This window comes from Leifsonia sp. GW821-FHT13C09 (genome assembly GCF_058806435.1).
Genome location: NZ_JBXAPS010000005.1, coordinates 194,229 through 210,927 on the forward strand (window position 1 = coordinate 194,229; position 16,699 = coordinate 210,927).

The 16,699-nt window shown below is 71.7% G+C and carries 14 protein-coding genes; 5 read left to right on the forward strand and 9 right to left on the reverse strand.

Translation table 11 applies throughout. The annotated features are described in order from the left end of the window. Nucleotides 1-25 precede the first annotated feature (25 nt). Entirely contained in the window at nt 26-577 is a 552-nt protein-coding gene (locus AC1ROW_RS16725; protein WP_493020019.1) for an acyl-CoA thioesterase, read from the forward strand. A gap of 48 nt (nt 578-625) precedes the next feature. Here AC1ROW_RS16725 and AC1ROW_RS16730 read toward each other — a convergent pair whose 3' ends face one another. Continuing rightward, complete coding sequence (locus AC1ROW_RS16730; protein ID WP_493020020.1) at nt 626-1,960, reverse strand: FAD-binding oxidoreductase; 1,335 nt, start codon at nt 1,958-1,960, stop codon at nt 626-628. A 75-nt stretch (nt 1,961-2,035) separates the two neighbouring features. Between AC1ROW_RS16730 and AC1ROW_RS16735 the strand changes: the two genes are divergently transcribed. Continuing rightward, entirely contained in the window at nt 2,036-2,998 is a 963-nt protein-coding gene (locus AC1ROW_RS16735; protein ID WP_493020021.1) for a DNA-3-methyladenine glycosylase family protein, read from the forward strand. Nucleotides 2,999-3,025: 27 nt separating this feature from the next. On the opposite strand, the gene AC1ROW_RS16740 is transcribed toward AC1ROW_RS16735, so the two are convergent. The 3 genes from AC1ROW_RS16740 to AC1ROW_RS16750 all read right to left on the reverse strand — a co-directional run bounded on the left by AC1ROW_RS16740 (nt 3,026) and on the right by AC1ROW_RS16750 (nt 6,367). Then, complete coding sequence (locus AC1ROW_RS16740; protein ID WP_493020022.1) at nt 3,026-3,580, reverse strand: SRPBCC domain-containing protein; 555 nt, start codon at nt 3,578-3,580, stop codon at nt 3,026-3,028. A gap of 155 nt (nt 3,581-3,735) precedes the next feature. Then, entirely contained in the window at nt 3,736-5,322 is a 1,587-nt protein-coding gene (locus tag AC1ROW_RS16745) for a phytoene desaturase family protein (RefSeq protein WP_493020023.1), read from the reverse strand. A gap of 139 nt (nt 5,323-5,461) precedes the next feature. Next, nucleotides 5,462-6,367 (reverse strand): LysR substrate-binding domain-containing protein, encoded by a 906-nt coding sequence (locus tag AC1ROW_RS16750; RefSeq protein WP_493020136.1) that lies wholly within the window; start codon nt 6,365-6,367, stop codon nt 5,462-5,464. A gap of 163 nt (nt 6,368-6,530) precedes the next feature. Between AC1ROW_RS16750 and AC1ROW_RS16755 the strand changes: the two genes are divergently transcribed. Beyond that, nucleotides 6,531-10,259 (forward strand): proline dehydrogenase family protein, encoded by a 3,729-nt coding sequence (locus tag AC1ROW_RS16755; RefSeq protein WP_493020024.1) that lies wholly within the window; start codon nt 6,531-6,533, stop codon nt 10,257-10,259. Between the two features lie 25 nt (nt 10,260-10,284). Here the strand turns inward: AC1ROW_RS16755 and AC1ROW_RS16760 are convergent, their stop codons facing one another. After that, complete coding sequence (locus tag AC1ROW_RS16760; protein ID WP_493020025.1) at nt 10,285-10,566, reverse strand: hypothetical protein; 282 nt, start codon at nt 10,564-10,566, stop codon at nt 10,285-10,287. Nucleotides 10,567-10,615: 49 nt separating this feature from the next. On the opposite strand from AC1ROW_RS16760, the gene AC1ROW_RS16765 reads away from it, so the two are divergent. After that, the gene (locus AC1ROW_RS16765) at nt 10,616-11,464 is read left to right on the forward strand and encodes an aldo/keto reductase (protein WP_493020026.1); all 849 of its coding nucleotides are present in this window, start codon (nt 10,616-10,618) and stop codon (nt 11,462-11,464) included. A gap of 63 nt (nt 11,465-11,527) precedes the next feature. On the opposite strand, the gene AC1ROW_RS16770 is transcribed toward AC1ROW_RS16765, so the two are convergent. From AC1ROW_RS16770 to AC1ROW_RS16780, 3 genes are all read right to left on the reverse strand, one after another. Beyond that, complete coding sequence (locus tag AC1ROW_RS16770) at nt 11,528-13,048, reverse strand: ATP-binding protein (protein WP_493020027.1); 1,521 nt, start codon at nt 13,046-13,048, stop codon at nt 11,528-11,530. Continuing rightward, complete coding sequence (locus AC1ROW_RS16775) at nt 13,045-13,779, reverse strand: response regulator transcription factor (protein ID WP_493020028.1); 735 nt, start codon at nt 13,777-13,779, stop codon at nt 13,045-13,047. The genes AC1ROW_RS16770 and AC1ROW_RS16775 overlap by 4 nt, the downstream gene beginning before the upstream one ends. A gap of 132 nt (nt 13,780-13,911) precedes the next feature. Beyond that, nucleotides 13,912-14,349 (reverse strand): Lrp/AsnC family transcriptional regulator, encoded by a 438-nt coding sequence (locus tag AC1ROW_RS16780; protein ID WP_345839942.1) that lies wholly within the window; start codon nt 14,347-14,349, stop codon nt 13,912-13,914. 331 nt (nt 14,350-14,680) lie between these two features. Here AC1ROW_RS16780 and rocD point away from each other — a divergent pair, with 331 nt between their 5' ends. Beyond that, entirely contained in the window at nt 14,681-15,943 is a 1,263-nt protein-coding gene (rocD, locus tag AC1ROW_RS16785) for an ornithine--oxo-acid transaminase (RefSeq protein WP_493020029.1), read from the forward strand. Between the two features lie 36 nt (nt 15,944-15,979). Here the strand turns inward: rocD and AC1ROW_RS16790 are convergent, their stop codons facing one another. After that, a complete protein-coding gene (locus AC1ROW_RS16790) occupies nt 15,980-16,624 on the reverse strand; it encodes a PIN domain-containing protein (RefSeq protein ID WP_493020030.1) in 645 nt (214 codons plus the stop codon). Between the last annotated feature and the right edge of the window lie 75 nt (nt 16,625-16,699).

A 16,699-nucleotide genomic window follows, 5' to 3' on the forward strand; every position in this document is an offset into this window, starting at 1 on the left:
CTTGGCGCATCACTAACATGACCGCGTGCACATGATCTTCCGGACGATGCTCCACGCGTTCCTCTCCCGCTTCGGCGCGCGTCTCGGCCACTGGGACGTGGCCCGCACCCGCTTCCGGGTGCTGCCGACCGACCTCGACATCCTCAAGCACATGAACAACGGCGTGTACCTGTCGATCGCCGACATCGGGCGGTTCGACCTGCTGCGCAGGAACGGCGTCTGGGCGATCTTCGAGCAGCGCGGCTGGTATCCCGTGGTCGCGTCGGAGACCATCTCGTTCCGCAAGTCGTTGGAGCTGTGGCAAGCGTTCGTGGTGGAGTCGCGCATCCTCGGGTTCGACGAGAAGGCCGTCTACGTCGAGCAGCGGTTCACGGTCGACGGCGAGATCTACACCCAGGCCTTCATCCGCGGACGCTTCCTGAAGCGCAGCGGAGGGGTCGTCTCGATCGAGGAGCTGTTGGAGGCCGTCGGCCCGGCGCCGACCGACGTCACGGTCCCGGAGTGGCTGCTCGAGTGGGGCGCGGACGCCGCGCTGCCGTCCACCCGCGCCGAGGCGCCGAGCGTCTGGGCCGAGTGAGTCGAAGCCTGCTCACGCCGGACCGAACGCGAAGACGCGCTCCGGGTCTTAGGCAGCGCGCGCTTCGGTGAGCCGCGCGTGCACGTCGGCCGGCCACGTGGCGGCGAACACGGCCGGGTCGGTGAGGTCCGCCGCCCAGTTGACGTTCGTGATCGCGGAGATGCGGTGCTCCAGTGCGCGGGTGATCGCCTCGGCTGCCGCGGGCGCTGCGGAGTCGAAGGTCTCGGGGTCGGCGGCGATAGCGCTCAGGGCGTAGCCGCTGTCGCGTCCCCCGACCGCCGTGCCGTCGTGGGTGTCGCGCCGGGCGGCGCCGCCGAGCTGGCGGATCTCCAGGGCGAGGAAGGGCGACTCGACCCGCGGGCCTGCCACATCGAAGAGTGCGTCGCCGTCCGCGGCGTCGAAGTCGTCGAGCATGAAGCCGCGGATCCAGGCCGGCGAGCCCTCCTCCGGGTCGTTGTGGATGGTCGCGACCGCGGTCGTCGGGATCACGCCCACGAAGTCGAGGAACACCGGCGCGGCCGCCCGGATGGGCGCGAACAGGCGTTCGCCTTCGGCGGGGTCGCCCGGATAGGCGAACCGCACGCTGAGCACCGTGCGTCCGCGCAGCGGCGGGGGCGGCCCGTCGACGTCGGGGACGCGCAGCAGGACGACGGAGGTCGTGGCCTCCTCGCCGAGCGAGGCCGCCCATTCGACCCAGGCGCGGAAGGCCGGCTCGATCGCGTCGCCCTCGAAGAACACGCTGCCCGCGTAGAGGGTCGTCAGCGGCACCAGCTCCAGCGTCATCTCGGTGACGACGCCGAGGCCGCCCTTGCCGCCGCGGAGCGCCCAGAACAGTTCGGGATGGGACTCGGCGTCGGCCGTGACGATCTCCCCGTCCGCCGTGACGACGCGGAAGCCGCGAACCCAGTCGGCGGTGAAGCCGTGCGTGCGGGCCAGCGGGCCGAGGCCTCCGCCGAGGGTGTAGCCGACCGCGCCGACGCTGGTCGACGACCCGGTTACCGGGGCCAGCCCGAACTCGGCGGTCGCGGCGATGACCGGCGCCCAGCGGACCCCGGCGCCCAGCCGGACGAGCCGGGACGCGGGGTCGACGTCGATCGTGTCGAGTGCGCGGGTGGAGACGATGAGGCCGCCGGCGATCGGGGCCTCCGAGCCGTGGCCGGTTGCTTGGACGCGCACCGGGAGGCCCTGCTCGCGGGCGAAAAGCACAGCCTCCGCGACGTCCTCCTCCGCGGCTACGGCGACCACGACATCCGGATCGTGCCGGACGGCCGGGTTGAAACATGCGACTTCGGGGGCGAGCCCCTCGTCGCCGCGAACGTAGACGGTTCCGTGGACGCGGTCGCGGAGGCGCGCGACGGCGTCGGCTTCGATATCGATCGCCATGAGGGGAACCTAGGGGAATCCACCGACACCCGGCCAGCCCCGTCCTCGATGTCGCGGTCAGCCGGGTGACGTAGCATGCCGTGCATGATCGCCGTGCTCCCCGCCGACGCCCCTTCCGGGCGCGCCGTGGAGACCGTGTACCGTCCGGCCGGGCCGCTCGACCTGTCCGGCACGCTGGGCCAGCTCGGCCGTGGGCCCTACGACCCGACGACCACCTGGGACCTCGGCGGGATGTGGCGCACGTGGCGCACGCCGGAGGGGCCGGCGACCCTGCGCGTCCTCCGCCCCGCGGCCGACGGCAGCGTCGCGGCGGCCGCCTGGGGTCCCGGCGCGCACTGGGTGATCTCCGCGGTGCCCGGACTGCTCGGCCGCGGCGACGACTGGTCGGGCCTCGATGTGTCGGCGCATCCGCTCCTCCGGCAGAGCCTGCACCGCAACCCGGGCCTCCGGCTGACTCGCACGGGCCTCGTGCTGGAGGCGCTGCTTCCCGCGATCATCGAGCAGCGCGTCACCAGCCTGGAGGCCTACCGGTCGTGGGCGCGGCTTCTGCGCTGGTACGGCGAGCCGGCCCCCGGGCCGGCGCCCGAGGGGATGCGGGTGGCGCCGACGCTCCAGCAGTGGCGCGGCATCCCGTCGTGGGACTGGCATCGCGCCGGGGTGGACCCGCGGCGCGCGCGTGCCGCGCAGGCGGTGCTCGTGCTGGCGCCGTCGCTGGAGCGCGCGATCGGGTCGGCCGCCACCCTCGACGCGGCGGAGGCCGCCCTCCGGACCATCTCGGGCGTCGGCCAGTGGACCGCGGCGGAGACCCTGCAGCGCTCGCACGCGCACCCCGACCTGGTCAGCGTCGGCGACTACCACCTGGCGCATCAGGTGGGGGAGGCGCTCACCGGCTCGCGCGTGGACGACGACGGCATGCTCGAGCTGCTGGAGCCGTGGCGCGGCCAGCGTCAGCGGGTGGTGCGGCTGATCCTGGCCAGCGGGTTCCGGTTCCAGCGCCGCGGGCCGCGCGTCGCCCTGCAGGACCACCGCTGGCATTGAGCGGTGGCCGGCGCGGCTCGGACGGGCTCAGCCGGTGGTGCCGTTGCGCTGAGCGCTGAGGTGCTCGGCGCGGATGTCGTGGTCGAGTTCGCGGCACAGTGTCTCGTAGTGGTCGCGCATCGCCGGGTAGTAGTCGTCCCACTTCGGCAACGGCTTGCCGTTGTGCGCCGCGACCAGGCGATCGAGGTAATAGTCCCAGCCGATGCAGTAGTCGGCGGAGGTGCCGATCGCGCGCAACCGCTGGCCGAAGGTGACGGTCGTGTGGCCGCTGGCCTCCGTCAGGTGCACGAACATCACCAGCGAGTCCGGGGCCTCGCCGACGTCGACGTGGAGGCGGTGCGGAGCGTCGCAGAGCATCACGGTCACGTTCTGCCACTCGGCGTCGTCGCCCTCCGCGTTCATCCGGAACTTGACGGCTCCGGTCGAGCCCGTGCCCTTGTACTCCCCGATCCACTCGGCGAGCCGGGGCGATCTGCTGAAGTAGGTCCACACCTCCTCGATCGGGGCTTTGAAGATGCGGTCGAGGACCACATACACCCCGTCGTCCTTGCGTACGAGTCGTCCTGTCGGCTGCGGCATCATGGTGACCTCCTACAGAGTCCCCCTCGTGATCCACAGACTAGTCACCGGTGCGCTTTTCCGGCAGGGGCCACGCCTGGGTGTCGTGTGCGAGTCCTTCCAGTCCTCGAAGGCGTGCGGGACGGCGCCCCCCAGGAAGGGGCGCCGCCGGTGGGACCTCAGCCCTCCAGGACCGCCATCGCCGCGTTGTGCCCGCCGAGGCCGCTCACCGCGCCGCCGCGGCGGGCGCCGGACCCGCAGAGCAGGATGCGCTCGTGCCGCGTCGCGACGCCCCAGCGCTCGGCCGGGGTGTTCAGCGCGTCGTCGTCCTCCGCGAACGGCCAGGACAACGGGCCGTGGAAGATGTTGCCGCCCGGCATGTTGAGCGCGCGTTCGAGGTCGCGGGTGGTCTTGGTCTCGATGCACGGGTTGCCGTCGGCGTCGGTGTACAGGAGGCTCTCGATCGGCTCGGCCAGCACGGAGTTCAGCGACGCGAGCACGGCGGCCTGGAGGCGCTCCCTGGTCGCGTCGTTGTTCTCGTCGGTCACCCAGCGGTCGGGGGTGTGCAGGCCGAACACGGTGATGGTGTGCGCGCCGCTCTCGGCGAGTTCCGGGTCGAGGATGGTGGGATCCGCGAGCGTGTGGCAGTAGATCTCGCACGGCAGGTGCTCGGGGATGACGCCGCGCAGCATCCCGTCGTGCGCGGCCTCGAGCTGCGTGAGCGTCTCGTTGATGTGGAACGTGCCGCCGAAGGCCGCGGCCGAGTCGACCGAGGCGTCGCGCAGGCGCGGCAGCCGGGTGAGCAGGAGGTTGACCTTGATCTGGGCGCCCTCCGCCTTCGGGCGCGGCGGGTCGGCCGGCTCGCCCAGGAGCGCGTCGAGCACGTCGGGGGCGACGTTGACGAGCACGGTGCGGCCCTCCACCCGGCGTTCGTGGCCGTTGCGCGTGTAGGAGACGGAGCCGTCCGGGCTGATCGACGTGACCTCCGCGCCGGTGACGATGCGCGCGCCGGCCTCGCGGGCGACGCGGGCGAGCTCCCCGGTGACGGAGCCCATGCCGCCGACCGGCACGTCCCACTCACCGGTGCCCTGTCCGATCACGTGGTAGAGGAAGCAACGGTTCTGCGCGAGGTCGGCGTCGTCCACACTGGCGAAGGTGCCGATCAGCGCGTCGGTCGCGGCCACTCCGCGGACCAGGTCGTTCTTCAGTCGGGACTCGATGAACCCGCCGATCGGCCGCTCGATGAGCGCGTCCCAGAGTCCGTCGTCGCCGACGAGGGCCTTCGCCTCGCTGCGGGTGAGCAGCGGCTCGGTGACGGTTGGCCAGAGCGCGCGGGCGAGGGTGCCGGTCGCCTCGTAGAAGCGGTTGAAGGCCTCGGCGTCGTCGGCTGCGCCGATGCGGGCGAACGACGCGGCGGTGGCCTCCGCGTCGGTGTTGTCGATGAGGAGGCCCGCGCCGTCGGGATCCCCGGGGACCGGGGTGTAGGAGGAGTAGCGGCGCCGGGCCCGGCGGATGTCGAGGCCGAGATCGTCGATGATCTTCTGCGGCAGCAGGCTGACGAGGTAGGAGTAGCGCGAGAGCCGGGCTTCGACGCCGGGAAATGCCTGGGCGCTGACGGCTGCGCCGCCGACGTCGTCGAGGCGTTCGAGCAGGATGACGCTGCGTCCGGCTTTGGCGAGGTAGGCGGCGGCGGTGAGGCCGTTGTGCCCGCCGCCGACGATCACGACATCGTGGCTCGCGGCGGAGGCGGATACGGGTTCGGTCATGGCTCCGAGCTTATGAGGCGCGCTGGAGTTTCCGGAACGAACGGGCGCGGCCGGCGCGGATATGTGACGTTCCCCGCCCCGTTGTGAACGTGCTCAGCTTCATGTGAGCGTGCGCAGGCCGGCGCGACCGTGCGCAGCTTTACGGGATGTGCTCGGGCGGGACCGCCTCGGCGAACGCCTGGCGCGCGGCGACCACGCCCGGGGCCGACGCCGACGCGCGGCGCGCCGACGTGAAGATGGTGCGTCTCGGTGAGCCGGGGAGGGGGAGGAGTGCCACCTCCGGACGCGCGCCGGCCCAGACCAGGTCGGGGAGGAGACCGACCGCGTTGCCGGAGGCGATCAGCCGGATGTGGGTCACCAGGTCGGCCGTCTCGAAACGCACATCGGGCTCGAATCCGACGGCGCGGCACAGCTGGACGGCCCAGGTGCGCGACACCGTTCCCTCCGGCTCCAGCACCCAGGGGAGGTCGGCGGCGCCCGCGAGAGTGGTCGCGCGGACGCGGGCGCCGTGGTCCGTCGACGTGGCGAGGTGGATGCCGTCGGCGGCCAGCGGCCTGCGGTCGAGGTCCACGCGGAGCGGTCTCGTGCTGCCGGGGTACTGCTCGGCGACCGCGAGGTCGAAGTCGCGCGCGGAGACGTCGAAGAGGCCCTGTTCGGGCTCGCGCTCGGTGACCTCCACCCGCAGGTCGGGGTAGTCCCGGGCGAGGGCCGCGACGGCCGAGGGGAGGATCGCGTGGGCGGCGGACTGGAAGACCGCGACCCGGACGACGCCGGCCACAGTCGCGGTGGAGTCCGCGACGGCCGCCTCGGCGGAGTCGAGCGCGTCCAGGATCGCGGCGGCGCGCTGGGCCAGCAGCTCGCCCTGGGGCGTGAACTGCAGGCGGCGTCCGGACTTCACGAGGAGGACGGCCCCGGCCTCCTGCTCGAGCGTCGCGAGCTGCTGGGAGACCGAGGACGGGCTGTAGGAGAGGGCGTCCGCGACGCCGGCGACGGTGCCGCGGATCCTCAGTTCGTGGAGGAGGCGGAGCCTGCGGATGTCGAGCATGTCAACCATTCGGTCTCGGTGAACGATATTGTTCGGAAACGTTCGCTATCGCCGATGGTAGACCACGTCGAGAATGAATCCACAGGCAGTGGCGACTGCGACTCCATCCACCGATCACCGGACTTCCCGCGTCGCCTCAGGAGCGAGGAATAAAGTCGTGGACATGGTTGAAGAGACGGACGACGCGCGCACCCTGCGGACCGAGGCTTCGAGCGCGCCCGCGGCCGGCGGGAACGCAGCCGGCGAGGTGCCGCCCGCGCAACTGGCCCAGGAGGCCGTCGAACTCGTACGGCGCTGGCTCGCCGAGAGCGCTCGCAGCAGCGAGGACGCGCCGCGCGATCCCGCCGCCGAGCGGTTGGCCGGAGTGTTGCGCGACCCGCACGGCCTCGACTTCGCGGTCGGCTTCGTCGACGGCGTCGCGCGTCCGCAGGATCTGTTCGTGGCGGGGTACAACCTGCAGCGGGTGGCCAAGCGGATCCCTGCCTTCCTCCCCTGGTACATGCGCGCGGCCATCTGGCTCGGCGGGGTGTTCGGGCCGGTGCTGCCGTGGGTCGTCATCCCGATCGCCCGACGGGTGCTGCGCAGCATGGTCGGGCACCTCGTCGTGGACGCGACGCCCGAGAAACTCGGGCCGGCCATCGCGCACCTGCGCTCGCCGAAGGATCCGGAAGGCCACGGGGCGCGCCTCAACCTGAACCTGCTCGGCGAGGCCGTGCTGGGTGAGCACGAGGCCGCCCGGCGGCTCGAAGGGACGCGCGCGCTGCTGGCCCGCGACGACGTGGACTACGTCTCGATCAAGGTGTCGTCGATCGCCTCCCAGCTCTCCATGTGGTCATTCGACGAGACGGTCGACCGGGTGTCGGAGCGGCTCGTGCCGCTGTACGAGCTCGCCGCAGCGTCCCCGTCGCCGAAGTTCATCAACCTCGACATGGAGGAGTACCGCGACCTCGACCTCACGATCGCGGTGTTCGAGCGCATCCTCGACCGGCCCCGGCTGCTCGGGTTGGAGGCCGGGATCGTCCTCCAGGCGTACCTGCCGGACGCGCTCGGCGCCCTCCAAGGGCTCACCGAGTGGGCCGCGCAGCGCCGCGTCCAGGGTGGAGCGCCGATCAAGGTGCGCGTGGTGAAGGGCGCCAACCTCGCGATGGAGCGCGTGGACGCAGCCATCCACGGCTGGCCGCTCGCCACCTACGGCAGCAAGCAGGCCACGGACACCAACTACAAGCGCGTCCTCGACTGGGCGCTGACGCCGGAGCACACCGACGCCGTCAAGATCGGCGTCGCGGGACACAACCTGTTCGATGTCGCCTATGCCTGGCTGCTCGCGTCCTACCGCGGCGTGACCGGCAGCATCGACTTCGAGATGCTGCTCGGCATGGCCACCGAACAGGCGGAGGCCGTGAAGCGCACGGTCGGCCAGCTCCTGCTCTACACGCCGGTGGTGGATCCGGGTGAGTTCGATGTCGCCATCTCGTACCTCATCAGGCGGCTGGAGGAGAACGCCAGCCCGGAGAACTTCATGTCGGCGGTCTTCGAGCTCGGGTCCGATCGCGGGCTCTTCGACCGGGAACGGGACCGCTTCCTCGCCTCGGTCGCCGAGCTGCAGGCCGACGCGGCGCCGCCCGGATCCGCTCCGCTGCCCAACCGGCAGCAGGACCGCTCGCGCGAGTGGAACCAGGAGACGGCGGAGTCGTTCACGCGACCGCCTGCGGTCCACGCGGAGGCGTCGCCGGGCGTCTCCGGTGCGGACGGCGCGGCCGAAGAGGGGCTCACAAACGTCGTCCTCGGGCTGACCCGCGGGACGGGGGGCGCACTGCTGGAGCCGCCCGCGTCTCCAGCGACTGCGGCGTCGGTGGCGACCGGCTTCCAGAACACCGCGGACACCGATCCGTCGCTCGCGGCCAACCGAGCGTGGGGGCGGCGCATCCTGGCACGTTCCGTCACAAGCGAGCTCGGCGCGCGGACCATCTCGGAGGCGGAGATCGTCGACGCCGGTCACCTCGACCGCATCCTCACGGCCGTCCGCGCGTCGGGCGCCGCGTGGGGGACCCGGCCCGGCTCCGAGCGCGCAGCCGCTCTCGACCGGGCGGGGCACGCGCTGGAGGCCAACCGCGATCGCCTGATCGAGGTCATGGCGAGCGAGACCGGCAAGACGATCGCCGAGGCGGACGTCGAGGTGAGCGAGGCGGTCGACTTCGCGCACTACTACGCCTCGCTCGCGCGCGAGCTCGACGCGGTGCAGGGCGCCGTGTTCGTGCCGTCCGCGCTGACGGTCGTCACGCCGCCGTGGAACTTCCCGGTCGCGATCCCGGCCGGCGGAGTGCTGGCGGCGCTCGCCGCGGGCAGCGGCGTGGTCATCAAGCCGGCCCCGCAGGCGCGCCGCGCCGCGGCCGTGATGGTCGAGGCGCTGTGGGAGGCCGGTATCCCGCAAGAGTTGCTGGCGCTCGTCGACGTCGCGGAGAACGACCTCGGCCGTCAGCTCGTCGCGGACCCGCGCGTGGACCGCGTCATCCTCACCGGCTCGTACGAGACGGCCAAGCTGTTCCGCTCCTGGCGGCCAGACCTCCCGCTGCTGGCCGAGACCAGCGGCAAGAACGCCATCATCGTGACGCCGAGCGCCGACTACGACCTCGCCGTGGCCGACATCGTGAAGAGCGCCTTCGGCCACGCCGGACAGAAATGCTCTGCGGCGAGCCTCGTCATCCTGGTGGGCTCGGCGGCGCGCTCGGAGCGCTTCCGCAACCAGCTGGTGGACGCGACCCGGAGCATGCGCGTCGGCTACCCGCAGGACCCGGTGAGCCAGATGGGGCCGCTCATCGAGCCCGCGACGGGCAAACTCCTGCACGCGCTGACCACGCTCGGCGCCGACGAGGAGTGGCTGGTCGAGCCGCGCCGACTGGACGACACCGGCCGGCTCTGGTCGCCGGGCATCCGCACCGGTGTGCAGCCCGGCTCGTACTTCCACCTCACCGAGTTCTTCGGGCCCGTGCTCGGGATCATGACCGCGCGGAACCTGGAGGAGGCGGTCCGGTTCCAGAACGCGATCGAGTACGGCCTCACCGCCGGCCTCCACTCGCTCGACTCGGACGAGCTGGCCCAGTGGATCGACACGGTCGAGGCCGGCAACCTCTACGTCAACCGCGGCATCACCGGGGCGATCGTGCGGCGGCAGCCGTTCGGCGGCTGGAAGCGCTCCTCGGTCGGCGCCGGCACCAAGGCGGGCGGCCCGAACTACCTGCTCGGCCTGGGCTCCTGGCAACCGGAGTCGGGAACGTCCAGCTCCAGCCTCCACTTGCGCGGCCTGGAGCCCCGTGTCCAGGACCTGATCGAGTCGGGCCAGTCGGCCATGGACTACCCGGCGTTCGACCTCGTCCGGCGCTCGGCGCTCAGCGACGCCATCGCTGTCGCGACCGAGTACCACCAGGCGAAGGACGTCTCCGCGCTCGGCGTGGAGCGGAACATCTTCCGTTACCGCCCGGTCCCCGTCGCGATCCGGCTCTCGGAAGGGAGCGGTCTCCCCGAGCTGCTGCGCGTCATGGCGGCGGCGACGGTCGCACGGTCCGCGTTCACGGTGAGCACGAGCATCGCACTGCCCCGCGGGACGCAGCAGCTCCTCAAGGCCCGCGAGGTGGAGGTCGTGGTCGAGACCGACGAGCACTGGCTGTCGCGCGTGCGCGGCCGCCGCGTCACGGCCCCCCGCATCCGACTGATCGGCGGCGACCCGGTGGCGCTCGCGACGGCTCTCGGCGGGACGCCGGACGTCGCCGTCTACAGCGGCCCGGTCACCCCGTCCGGGCGGATCGAGGTGCTGCCGTTCCTCCATGAGCAGGCGATCTCGATCACCAACCACCGGTTCGGCAACCCGACGACGTTCTCAGAAGGGGTCATCTAAGGGGCTACCGGGCTGTCCGGACGGGCTACTCCTCTTCCTCCTCGAGTTCGAGCAGCTCGTCGGCGGCGTCGGTGTTGCCCAGCGCGGCCAGGCGGCGGAGCTCGTCGAGGTCGCCTCGCTCGGCGGCGAGCTCGACCAGGGCGTCTTCGGCGTCCGAGCTGCCGGCATCGGCGAGGCGGCGCAGCTGGGGGAGATCCTCGGCTTCGATCGCGGCCTCCACGGCGAGGGCGACAGCGTCGGGGTCCGAGGGCAGCGCGCCGTCGGGCGGCACGGCGGGGTCCGATGGGGCCGGGGGTGTGGCGGGCATGGCACTCCTTCCGATGAGCGCCACCTTACCCGGGGCTACTCTGTGACGCATGACCGAGAATCCCCCCACCGCCGCCGTGCCCGCGATCGCCCTCAACTCCGGGACGAGCATCCCGCAACTCGGCCTCGGGACCTGGCCACTCGACGACGCCGAGGTCGAACGCGCCGTCGTCGCCGCGGCCGAGCTCGGCTACCGCCACGTCGACACCGCCGCCAAATACGGCAACGAGACCGGCGTCGGCCGCGGCGTCCGCGGCAGCGGGCTCGCGCGCGAAGAGTGGTTCGTCACGACCAAGCTCGACGGCGGCTACCAGGGCGACGACCGTGCCGTCGCCGGGCTCGACGCAAGCCTCGACCGGCTCGGGCTCGACTACGTCGACCTGCTGCTCATCCACTGGCCGTTGCCCGCGCGCGACCAGTACGTCTCCACCTGGGAGACCTTCATCCGCCTCCAGCAGAGCGGCAAGGCGCGCGCGATCGGCGTCTCCAACTTCAAGCCCGCCCACATCGACCGCCTGGTCGCCGAGACCGGAGTGACGCCGGCGGTCAACCAGATCCAGCTGAGCCCGGCCATCCAGCGCCGCGAACAGCGTGCGTACGATGCGGAGCACGGGATCGTGACCGAGTCGTGGAGCCCGATCGGCGGCTCGGGCGACCTGCTCGCGGCGCCGGTGCTTGCGGAGGTCGCGGCGAAGCACGACCGCAGCGTGGGGCAGATCGTCCTCCGCTGGCACGTGCAGAACGGCCTCGTTGCCATCCCGAAGTCGCGCAACCCGGAGCGGATGGCGGAGAACCTCGCGGTGTTCGACTTCGAACTGGACGCGGACGACCTCGCGGCGATCGACAGCCTCGACGAGGGACCCGACGCGGGAGTGGACTCGGACCACACCGGACACTGACGAGGAGCGGGGTCAGGCCCGCGGGAGGGGACTCGAACCACACCGGACACTGGCGAGGCGGCGTCAGACCCGCACGATCGGCAGCCGCACCGTGACCACGAGGCCGCCCGTCGGGGCGTTCGCGAGCTGCACCGAGCCTCCCGCCGCGCCCGCCAGCGCCGCCACGATCGCCAGCCCGAGGCCGCCACCGCCGCCGGCGCGGGAGGTCGTGCGGGCTCCGTCGGCGCGGGTGAAGCGGTCGAGGGCCACCGGGATGAACTCCTCCGGCATTCCCGGGCCCGAGTCGTGCACGGTCAGCACCACCCAGTCCGACTCCACTCGCAGGGTGGCGCTCACGACGTCCTCGAGTGCGGTCGGCCGGGCCTCGGCCGCTCTGGCCTCGAGGGGGTCGCTCTGGGCCGATCCCACCCCCTCCAGCCGCGGCACCGGACCGGTGTCCGAGCGGGCGTCCCGGCTGCGGATCGCCGTGATCGCGTTGCCGAGCAGGTTGTCCAGGATGCGCCCGAAGTCCGTGGGCGAGAGCGCCACGCGGGCGTCCGCGCTCGGGCGCCGCCGGGGGTCGTACTCGAAGTCCACCGAGATCGAGCCGTCGTCCTCCGCGCTGCTGACCAGGAGCCGTGCGCGGTCGATCGCGTCGGTCAGCTCGTCCACCAGCGTGCGCCAGTCGATCCGGCCGCTGGAGGGGCCGGCCTCGATCCGCGAGAGCTCCAGCAGGTTGTTGGCGAGCGTGCCCAGCCGCAGGGCGGTCGAGTGCGACGAGCGGATGTCGTCGAGCAGCGCGTCCGCATCGCCCGCGTCCAGTTCGGCCAGCTCCAGCTGTCCGCGCAGGACGGCCAGCGGTGTGCGCAGCTCATGGCTGGCGTCCGACACCATCTGCCGCTCGCGGTCGGCGGACGCCCGCAGCCGCCGGATCAGGTCGTTGAGCGTGGTCGCCAGTTCGGACAGCTCGTCCTGGGCCGGCCCGACGGTCAGCAGTCCCGCGGCGTCGTCGGTCCCCGTTGGTTCGCCGCCGGCGATCCGGTCGGCCTGCTCGCGCATCCGGCTCACCGGTCTCAGCGCCGTGCGCGCCAGCAGCCACGACGCCGCGCCGAAGCCGAAGATGAGCACACCGGCGCCGATCAGCAGCGCGAGGGTGAGGCGGTCGAGGATGAGCGACGTCGTCTCGTCGTTGCGGGCGGCGACGACGTGCATGACGCCGCGCTTGGTGATCACGGGCTTCACGAGCACCTCGTAGGTGTCGTCGGCGATCTGCACGGTCGTGGCCGTGGGCGGGAGGGACAGCAGGCGGTCGATCCGGTTCTCCAGCGCCGTCGGCAGGGTGGAGTCCAGGATGACGCCGTTGGAGTCGACGACGGCGAGCTCCTGGCCGCCGCCCGGCAGGTCGAACGGGCCGGACGGGTTCGCCAGCACCGACGCGGAGGGGGCGGCGACGTCGTTGTTGAGGAGCGTGACGGTGGCGTTGTGGAGGATGGAGGACACCCCCACCCGGATGACCACCACCGCGACCAGGCCGAACAAAGTGGCGACGATGAGGCTGCCGATCGTGATGCGCGCGGTGATCGACAGGCGCCGCAGCCAGGTCACGGCGCCGGCGTCTCCGACGTCGTCCTCACGTCGGCCTTCTCGGCCTTCGACTCCAGTGCGTTCTTGGCGTCCAGCCGGTAGCCACGGCCGCGCTCGGTCACGATGGACAGGCCGGCCCCGGCGAGGTCGAGCTTCTTGCGCAGGTACGAGACGTACTGGTCGATGACGTTGGTGCCGATGTTGTCCGTCGTCCCCCAGACCGACTCGAGGATGTCGGCGCGCGACAGCGTCTTGTCGGGGTTCGTCGCGAACAGCCGCAGCAGCGTGAACTCGCGGCGGCTGAGCGGCATCTCGTGCCCGGACACCAGCGCCTGGTGCTCGTGCGAGTCGATGGTGAGCCGGCCGACGCTGACCTGCGGCCGCATCCCGCTCGGCTCGCGGCGCAGCAGCGCGCGCACGCGCGCGGCCAGCTCGGCGAACGCGAACGGCTTGGTCAGGTAGTCGTCGGCGCCGGAGTCGAGGCCGTGGACCCGGTCCTCGATCGCGTCGCGCGCGGTGAGGAGCAGGATCGGCATCGGGTTGGCGGCCTCGCGGATGTGCCGGCACAGTTCGAAGCCGCTCATCCCGGGCAGCATGACGTCGATCGCAGCGGCCGAGAACGAGTCCCCGCGCAGTGCGATCAGGGCGTCGACGCCGTTGGTGACCAGGGTGACGTCGTATCCTTCGGCGGCGAGACCCCGCTCGACGAGGCCTCCCATGTCCGGATCGTCTTCGACAACGAGCAACTTCATGCGCCCATCGTGCCACTGATCGCCGTGGTCGCGCTCGAATCGGGGGTTTGGGCGCTTGACGTCGGCTGAACGTTTGCGCAGAACGGTCGTCAGGTTTCCTCCATCGGGGGTCGGGAGGCTGACGCCGCGAGGTCAGCTGTTGCCGCGGTTGATGAGCCTGGAGAGCACGATCGCGCTGCGGGTGTGGTCGACGTTCGGCGCCAGCCGCACCTTCTCGAGCGCCGCCTCCAGGCTGGGGATGTCGCGCGAGCGGATGTGGACGATCGCGTCGGCGCTGCCGGTGACCGTGCCCGCGTCGACGACCTCCGGCACGGCGGAGAGGATGCGCAGCAGCTCCTCGGGGGAGACCGTGCCACGGCAGAACAGCTCGACGTACGCCTCAGTGCTCATCCCGTCGATGGCGGGGTCCACCTGGATGGTGAACCCGCGGATGACGCCGTCCCCGACCAGTTTGTCGACCCGGCGCTTGACCGCGGAGGCGGACAAGCCGACCACACCGCCGATGTCGCCGTAGCCGGCGCGCGCGTTCTGACGGAGCAGGTCGAGGATGCTGCGATCGAGGTTGTCCACGGGGCAAGCATACGGTGGATCGTTGCGCGAAGGTGAAGGTTACGCGGGAATCGTGCGCGCGAGCGCAATGGATGAGCGTGGCGGCCGACCGCGTTGCGCTCGACCTCGCGGTCGTGCACAAATGCTGCGGATCGAGGTCGCATGCAGCGATTTCGTGCGCAGCTACGCAGCCAATCGGCGACATCCGCGTGTGAGACTAGCTCACAGCTTCGGCGGCGGCGCCGTGGCGCTGCGGGCCGGCGACGATGCCCGCCCGCAGCCCCCCGCCGACGCCGCCCTCCCCCGCGTTGAGACGCGCCGACCCGGAGAGGACAACCCAGAGAGGACGACCATGGCCGACACCATCGCCCACCGCATCCACCCGTCCACTGCCGCGCCGACCGAGCGCCAGGCGCACGCCATCGCCCTCGAGGACGAGCATGCGGCGCACAACTACCATCCGCTCCCGGTCGTCATCGCCGAAGGCCAGGGTGCCTGGGTGACGGACATCGACGGCCGCCGCTACCTGGACTGCCTCGCCGCGTACTCCGCCGTCAACTTCGGGCACTCCAACCCGGCGCTGCTGGACGCCGCACGGGCGCAGCTCGACCGGATCACTCTTACCAGCCGCGCGTTCCACAACGACCAGCTCGGTCCGTTCGTCACCGAGCTCGCCGCGCTCGCGGGCAAGGACATGGTGCTGCCGATGAACACCGGCGCGGAGGCCGTCGAGACCGCGATCAAGGTGGCGAGGGCATGGGGCTACCGGGTGAAGGGCGTGCCGGACGGGCGCGCGAACATCGTCGTGATGGCGGGCAACTTCCACGGCCGGACCACGACGGTCGTGAGCTTCTCGGACGACCCCGACGCGCGCGAAGGGTTCGGGCCGTACACGCCCGGATTCCGCAGCGTGCCCTATGGGGACGCCACGGCGGTCGCGGATGCGGTCGACGACGACACCGTCGCGGTGCTGGTCGAGCCCATCCAGGGCGAGGCGGGCGTCGTCGTACCGCCGGCCGGGTTCCTGCCCGCGGTGCGCGCGCTCTGCGACGAGCGGCGCGTACTCCTGCTGGCGGACGAGATCCAATCCGGCCTCGGGCGCGTCGGAGCGACCTTCGCATGCGACCTGGTCGGGGTCGTGCCGGACCTCTACCTCCTCGGCAAGGCGCTCGGCGGCGGGATCGTCCCGGTGTCGGCGGTGGTTGGGGACCGCGACGTGCTGGGCGTCCTCCGCCCGGGCGAGCACGGGTCGACGTTCGGCGGGAACCCGCTGGCCGCCGCGGTAGGTCGCGCAGTGGTGGCGCTGCTCGCGACCGGGGAGCCGCAGGAGCGCGCGGAGTTGCTCGGCCGCCGTCTCCACGCCGACCTGGCACGCCTGGTCGGCCACGGGGTGCGGGAGGTGCGCGGCGCCGGGCTCTGGGCTGGGATCGACGTCGACCCTGCGCTGGCCACGGGACGCGAAGTATGCGAGCTGCTGATGGAGCGCGGGGTGCTGGCGAAGGACACGCACGGCTCGACCATCCGGCTGGCGCCCCCGATCGTCGTCGAGCCGGGAGACCTGGACTGGGCGGTGGGGCAGTTGGAGGCGGTGCTGCGGGAGTTGGGGGAGCGGTAGAGCCGAATGTCTGTTTCAGATTCCTCGCCGGGTGGGTTATAGTGGAATCACACCCCCGGATGCTTCGGCTACCGGGTACGGGGCCTCGAAAGAGGCCCCTGTTTCGTTGGTGGACCATTCCTCGGGACGCCGGGCGACGCCGCGTCCCGTCGATCGGATTTCGCCCGGCAATTGGCTCGCCAGCAGGGCGCCCCGGCGGATCGGCTTGATGAACACCGGGTCCAGCGCGAGCAGCCGCTGACTCGGGTTGTCCACCGGGCTCAGGAGCGCCCAGCTCTTGCCGAGCTCCTCCGTGAGCAGCGTCAGCATGGCGGCGAAATCGGAGTTGTTCGAGACCAGGACATAGAGGTCCGCGTCGTTACGGCAGGCGTCGAACTCGATCGGAAGCGCGGGCATCATCCGGGCGTCGTTGCGGTACTGCCCCTCGTGGATTGTGACCTTGGGGTTGGCGCGCAGTGCTCGCACATAAGACTGCTGGCGGATGGGCGCCCGCGGGTCCGTGCCGAGCGCAGGTCTGACCATCGCGGTGAAGTAGCGGATGCGTTTGATGGCGTGGGTCGGGATGAGCAGCGTCGCCAGGGCGTCGAGGTCGAGCCACTTCGCGTCGGGGTGGTGCTGCAACTTCTGTCGGTAGAGGTTGAACCCGTCGACGTACAGATTCGCGGTCGGCATGGCGTCCATCCTGAGATGCTAGGGACCCTTGGCGCCTTACGTGAGAAATGTGTATACAACCCGCAGGGTGTTCCCCTCCGCCAT

Excerpts from the sequence above, each read along its gene's own strand:
- AC1ROW_RS16730 (WP_493020020.1), bottom strand. The coding sequence starts at position 1,960 with ATGGCGATCGATATCGAAGCCGACGCCGTCGCGCGCCTCCGCGACCGC.
- AC1ROW_RS16735 (WP_493020021.1), top strand. The coding sequence starts at position 2,036 with ATGCCGTGCATGATCGCCGTGCTCCCCGCCGACGCCCCTTCCGGGCGC.
- AC1ROW_RS16740 (WP_493020022.1), bottom strand. The coding sequence starts at position 3,580 with ATGATGCCGCAGCCGACAGGACGACTCGTACGCAAGGACGACGGGGTG.
- AC1ROW_RS16745 (WP_493020023.1), bottom strand. The coding sequence starts at position 5,322 with ATGACCGAACCCGTATCCGCCTCCGCCGCGAGCCACGATGTCGTGATC.
- AC1ROW_RS16750 (WP_493020136.1), bottom strand. The coding sequence starts at position 6,367 with ATGCTCGACATCCGCAGGCTCCGCCTCCTCCACGAACTGAGGATCCGC.
- AC1ROW_RS16755 (WP_493020024.1), top strand. The coding sequence starts at position 6,531 with ATGGTTGAAGAGACGGACGACGCGCGCACCCTGCGGACCGAGGCTTCG.
- AC1ROW_RS16760 (WP_493020025.1), bottom strand. The coding sequence starts at position 10,566 with ATGCCCGCCACACCCCCGGCCCCATCGGACCCCGCCGTGCCGCCCGAC.
- AC1ROW_RS16765 (WP_493020026.1), top strand. The coding sequence starts at position 10,616 with ATGACCGAGAATCCCCCCACCGCCGCCGTGCCCGCGATCGCCCTCAAC.
- AC1ROW_RS16775 (WP_493020028.1), bottom strand. The coding sequence starts at position 13,779 with ATGAAGTTGCTCGTTGTCGAAGACGATCCGGACATGGGAGGCCTCGTC.
- rocD (WP_493020029.1), top strand. The coding sequence starts at position 14,681 with ATGGCCGACACCATCGCCCACCGCATCCACCCGTCCACTGCCGCGCCG.
- AC1ROW_RS16790 (WP_493020030.1), bottom strand. The coding sequence starts at position 16,624 with ATGGACGCCATGCCGACCGCGAATCTGTACGTCGACGGGTTCAACCTC.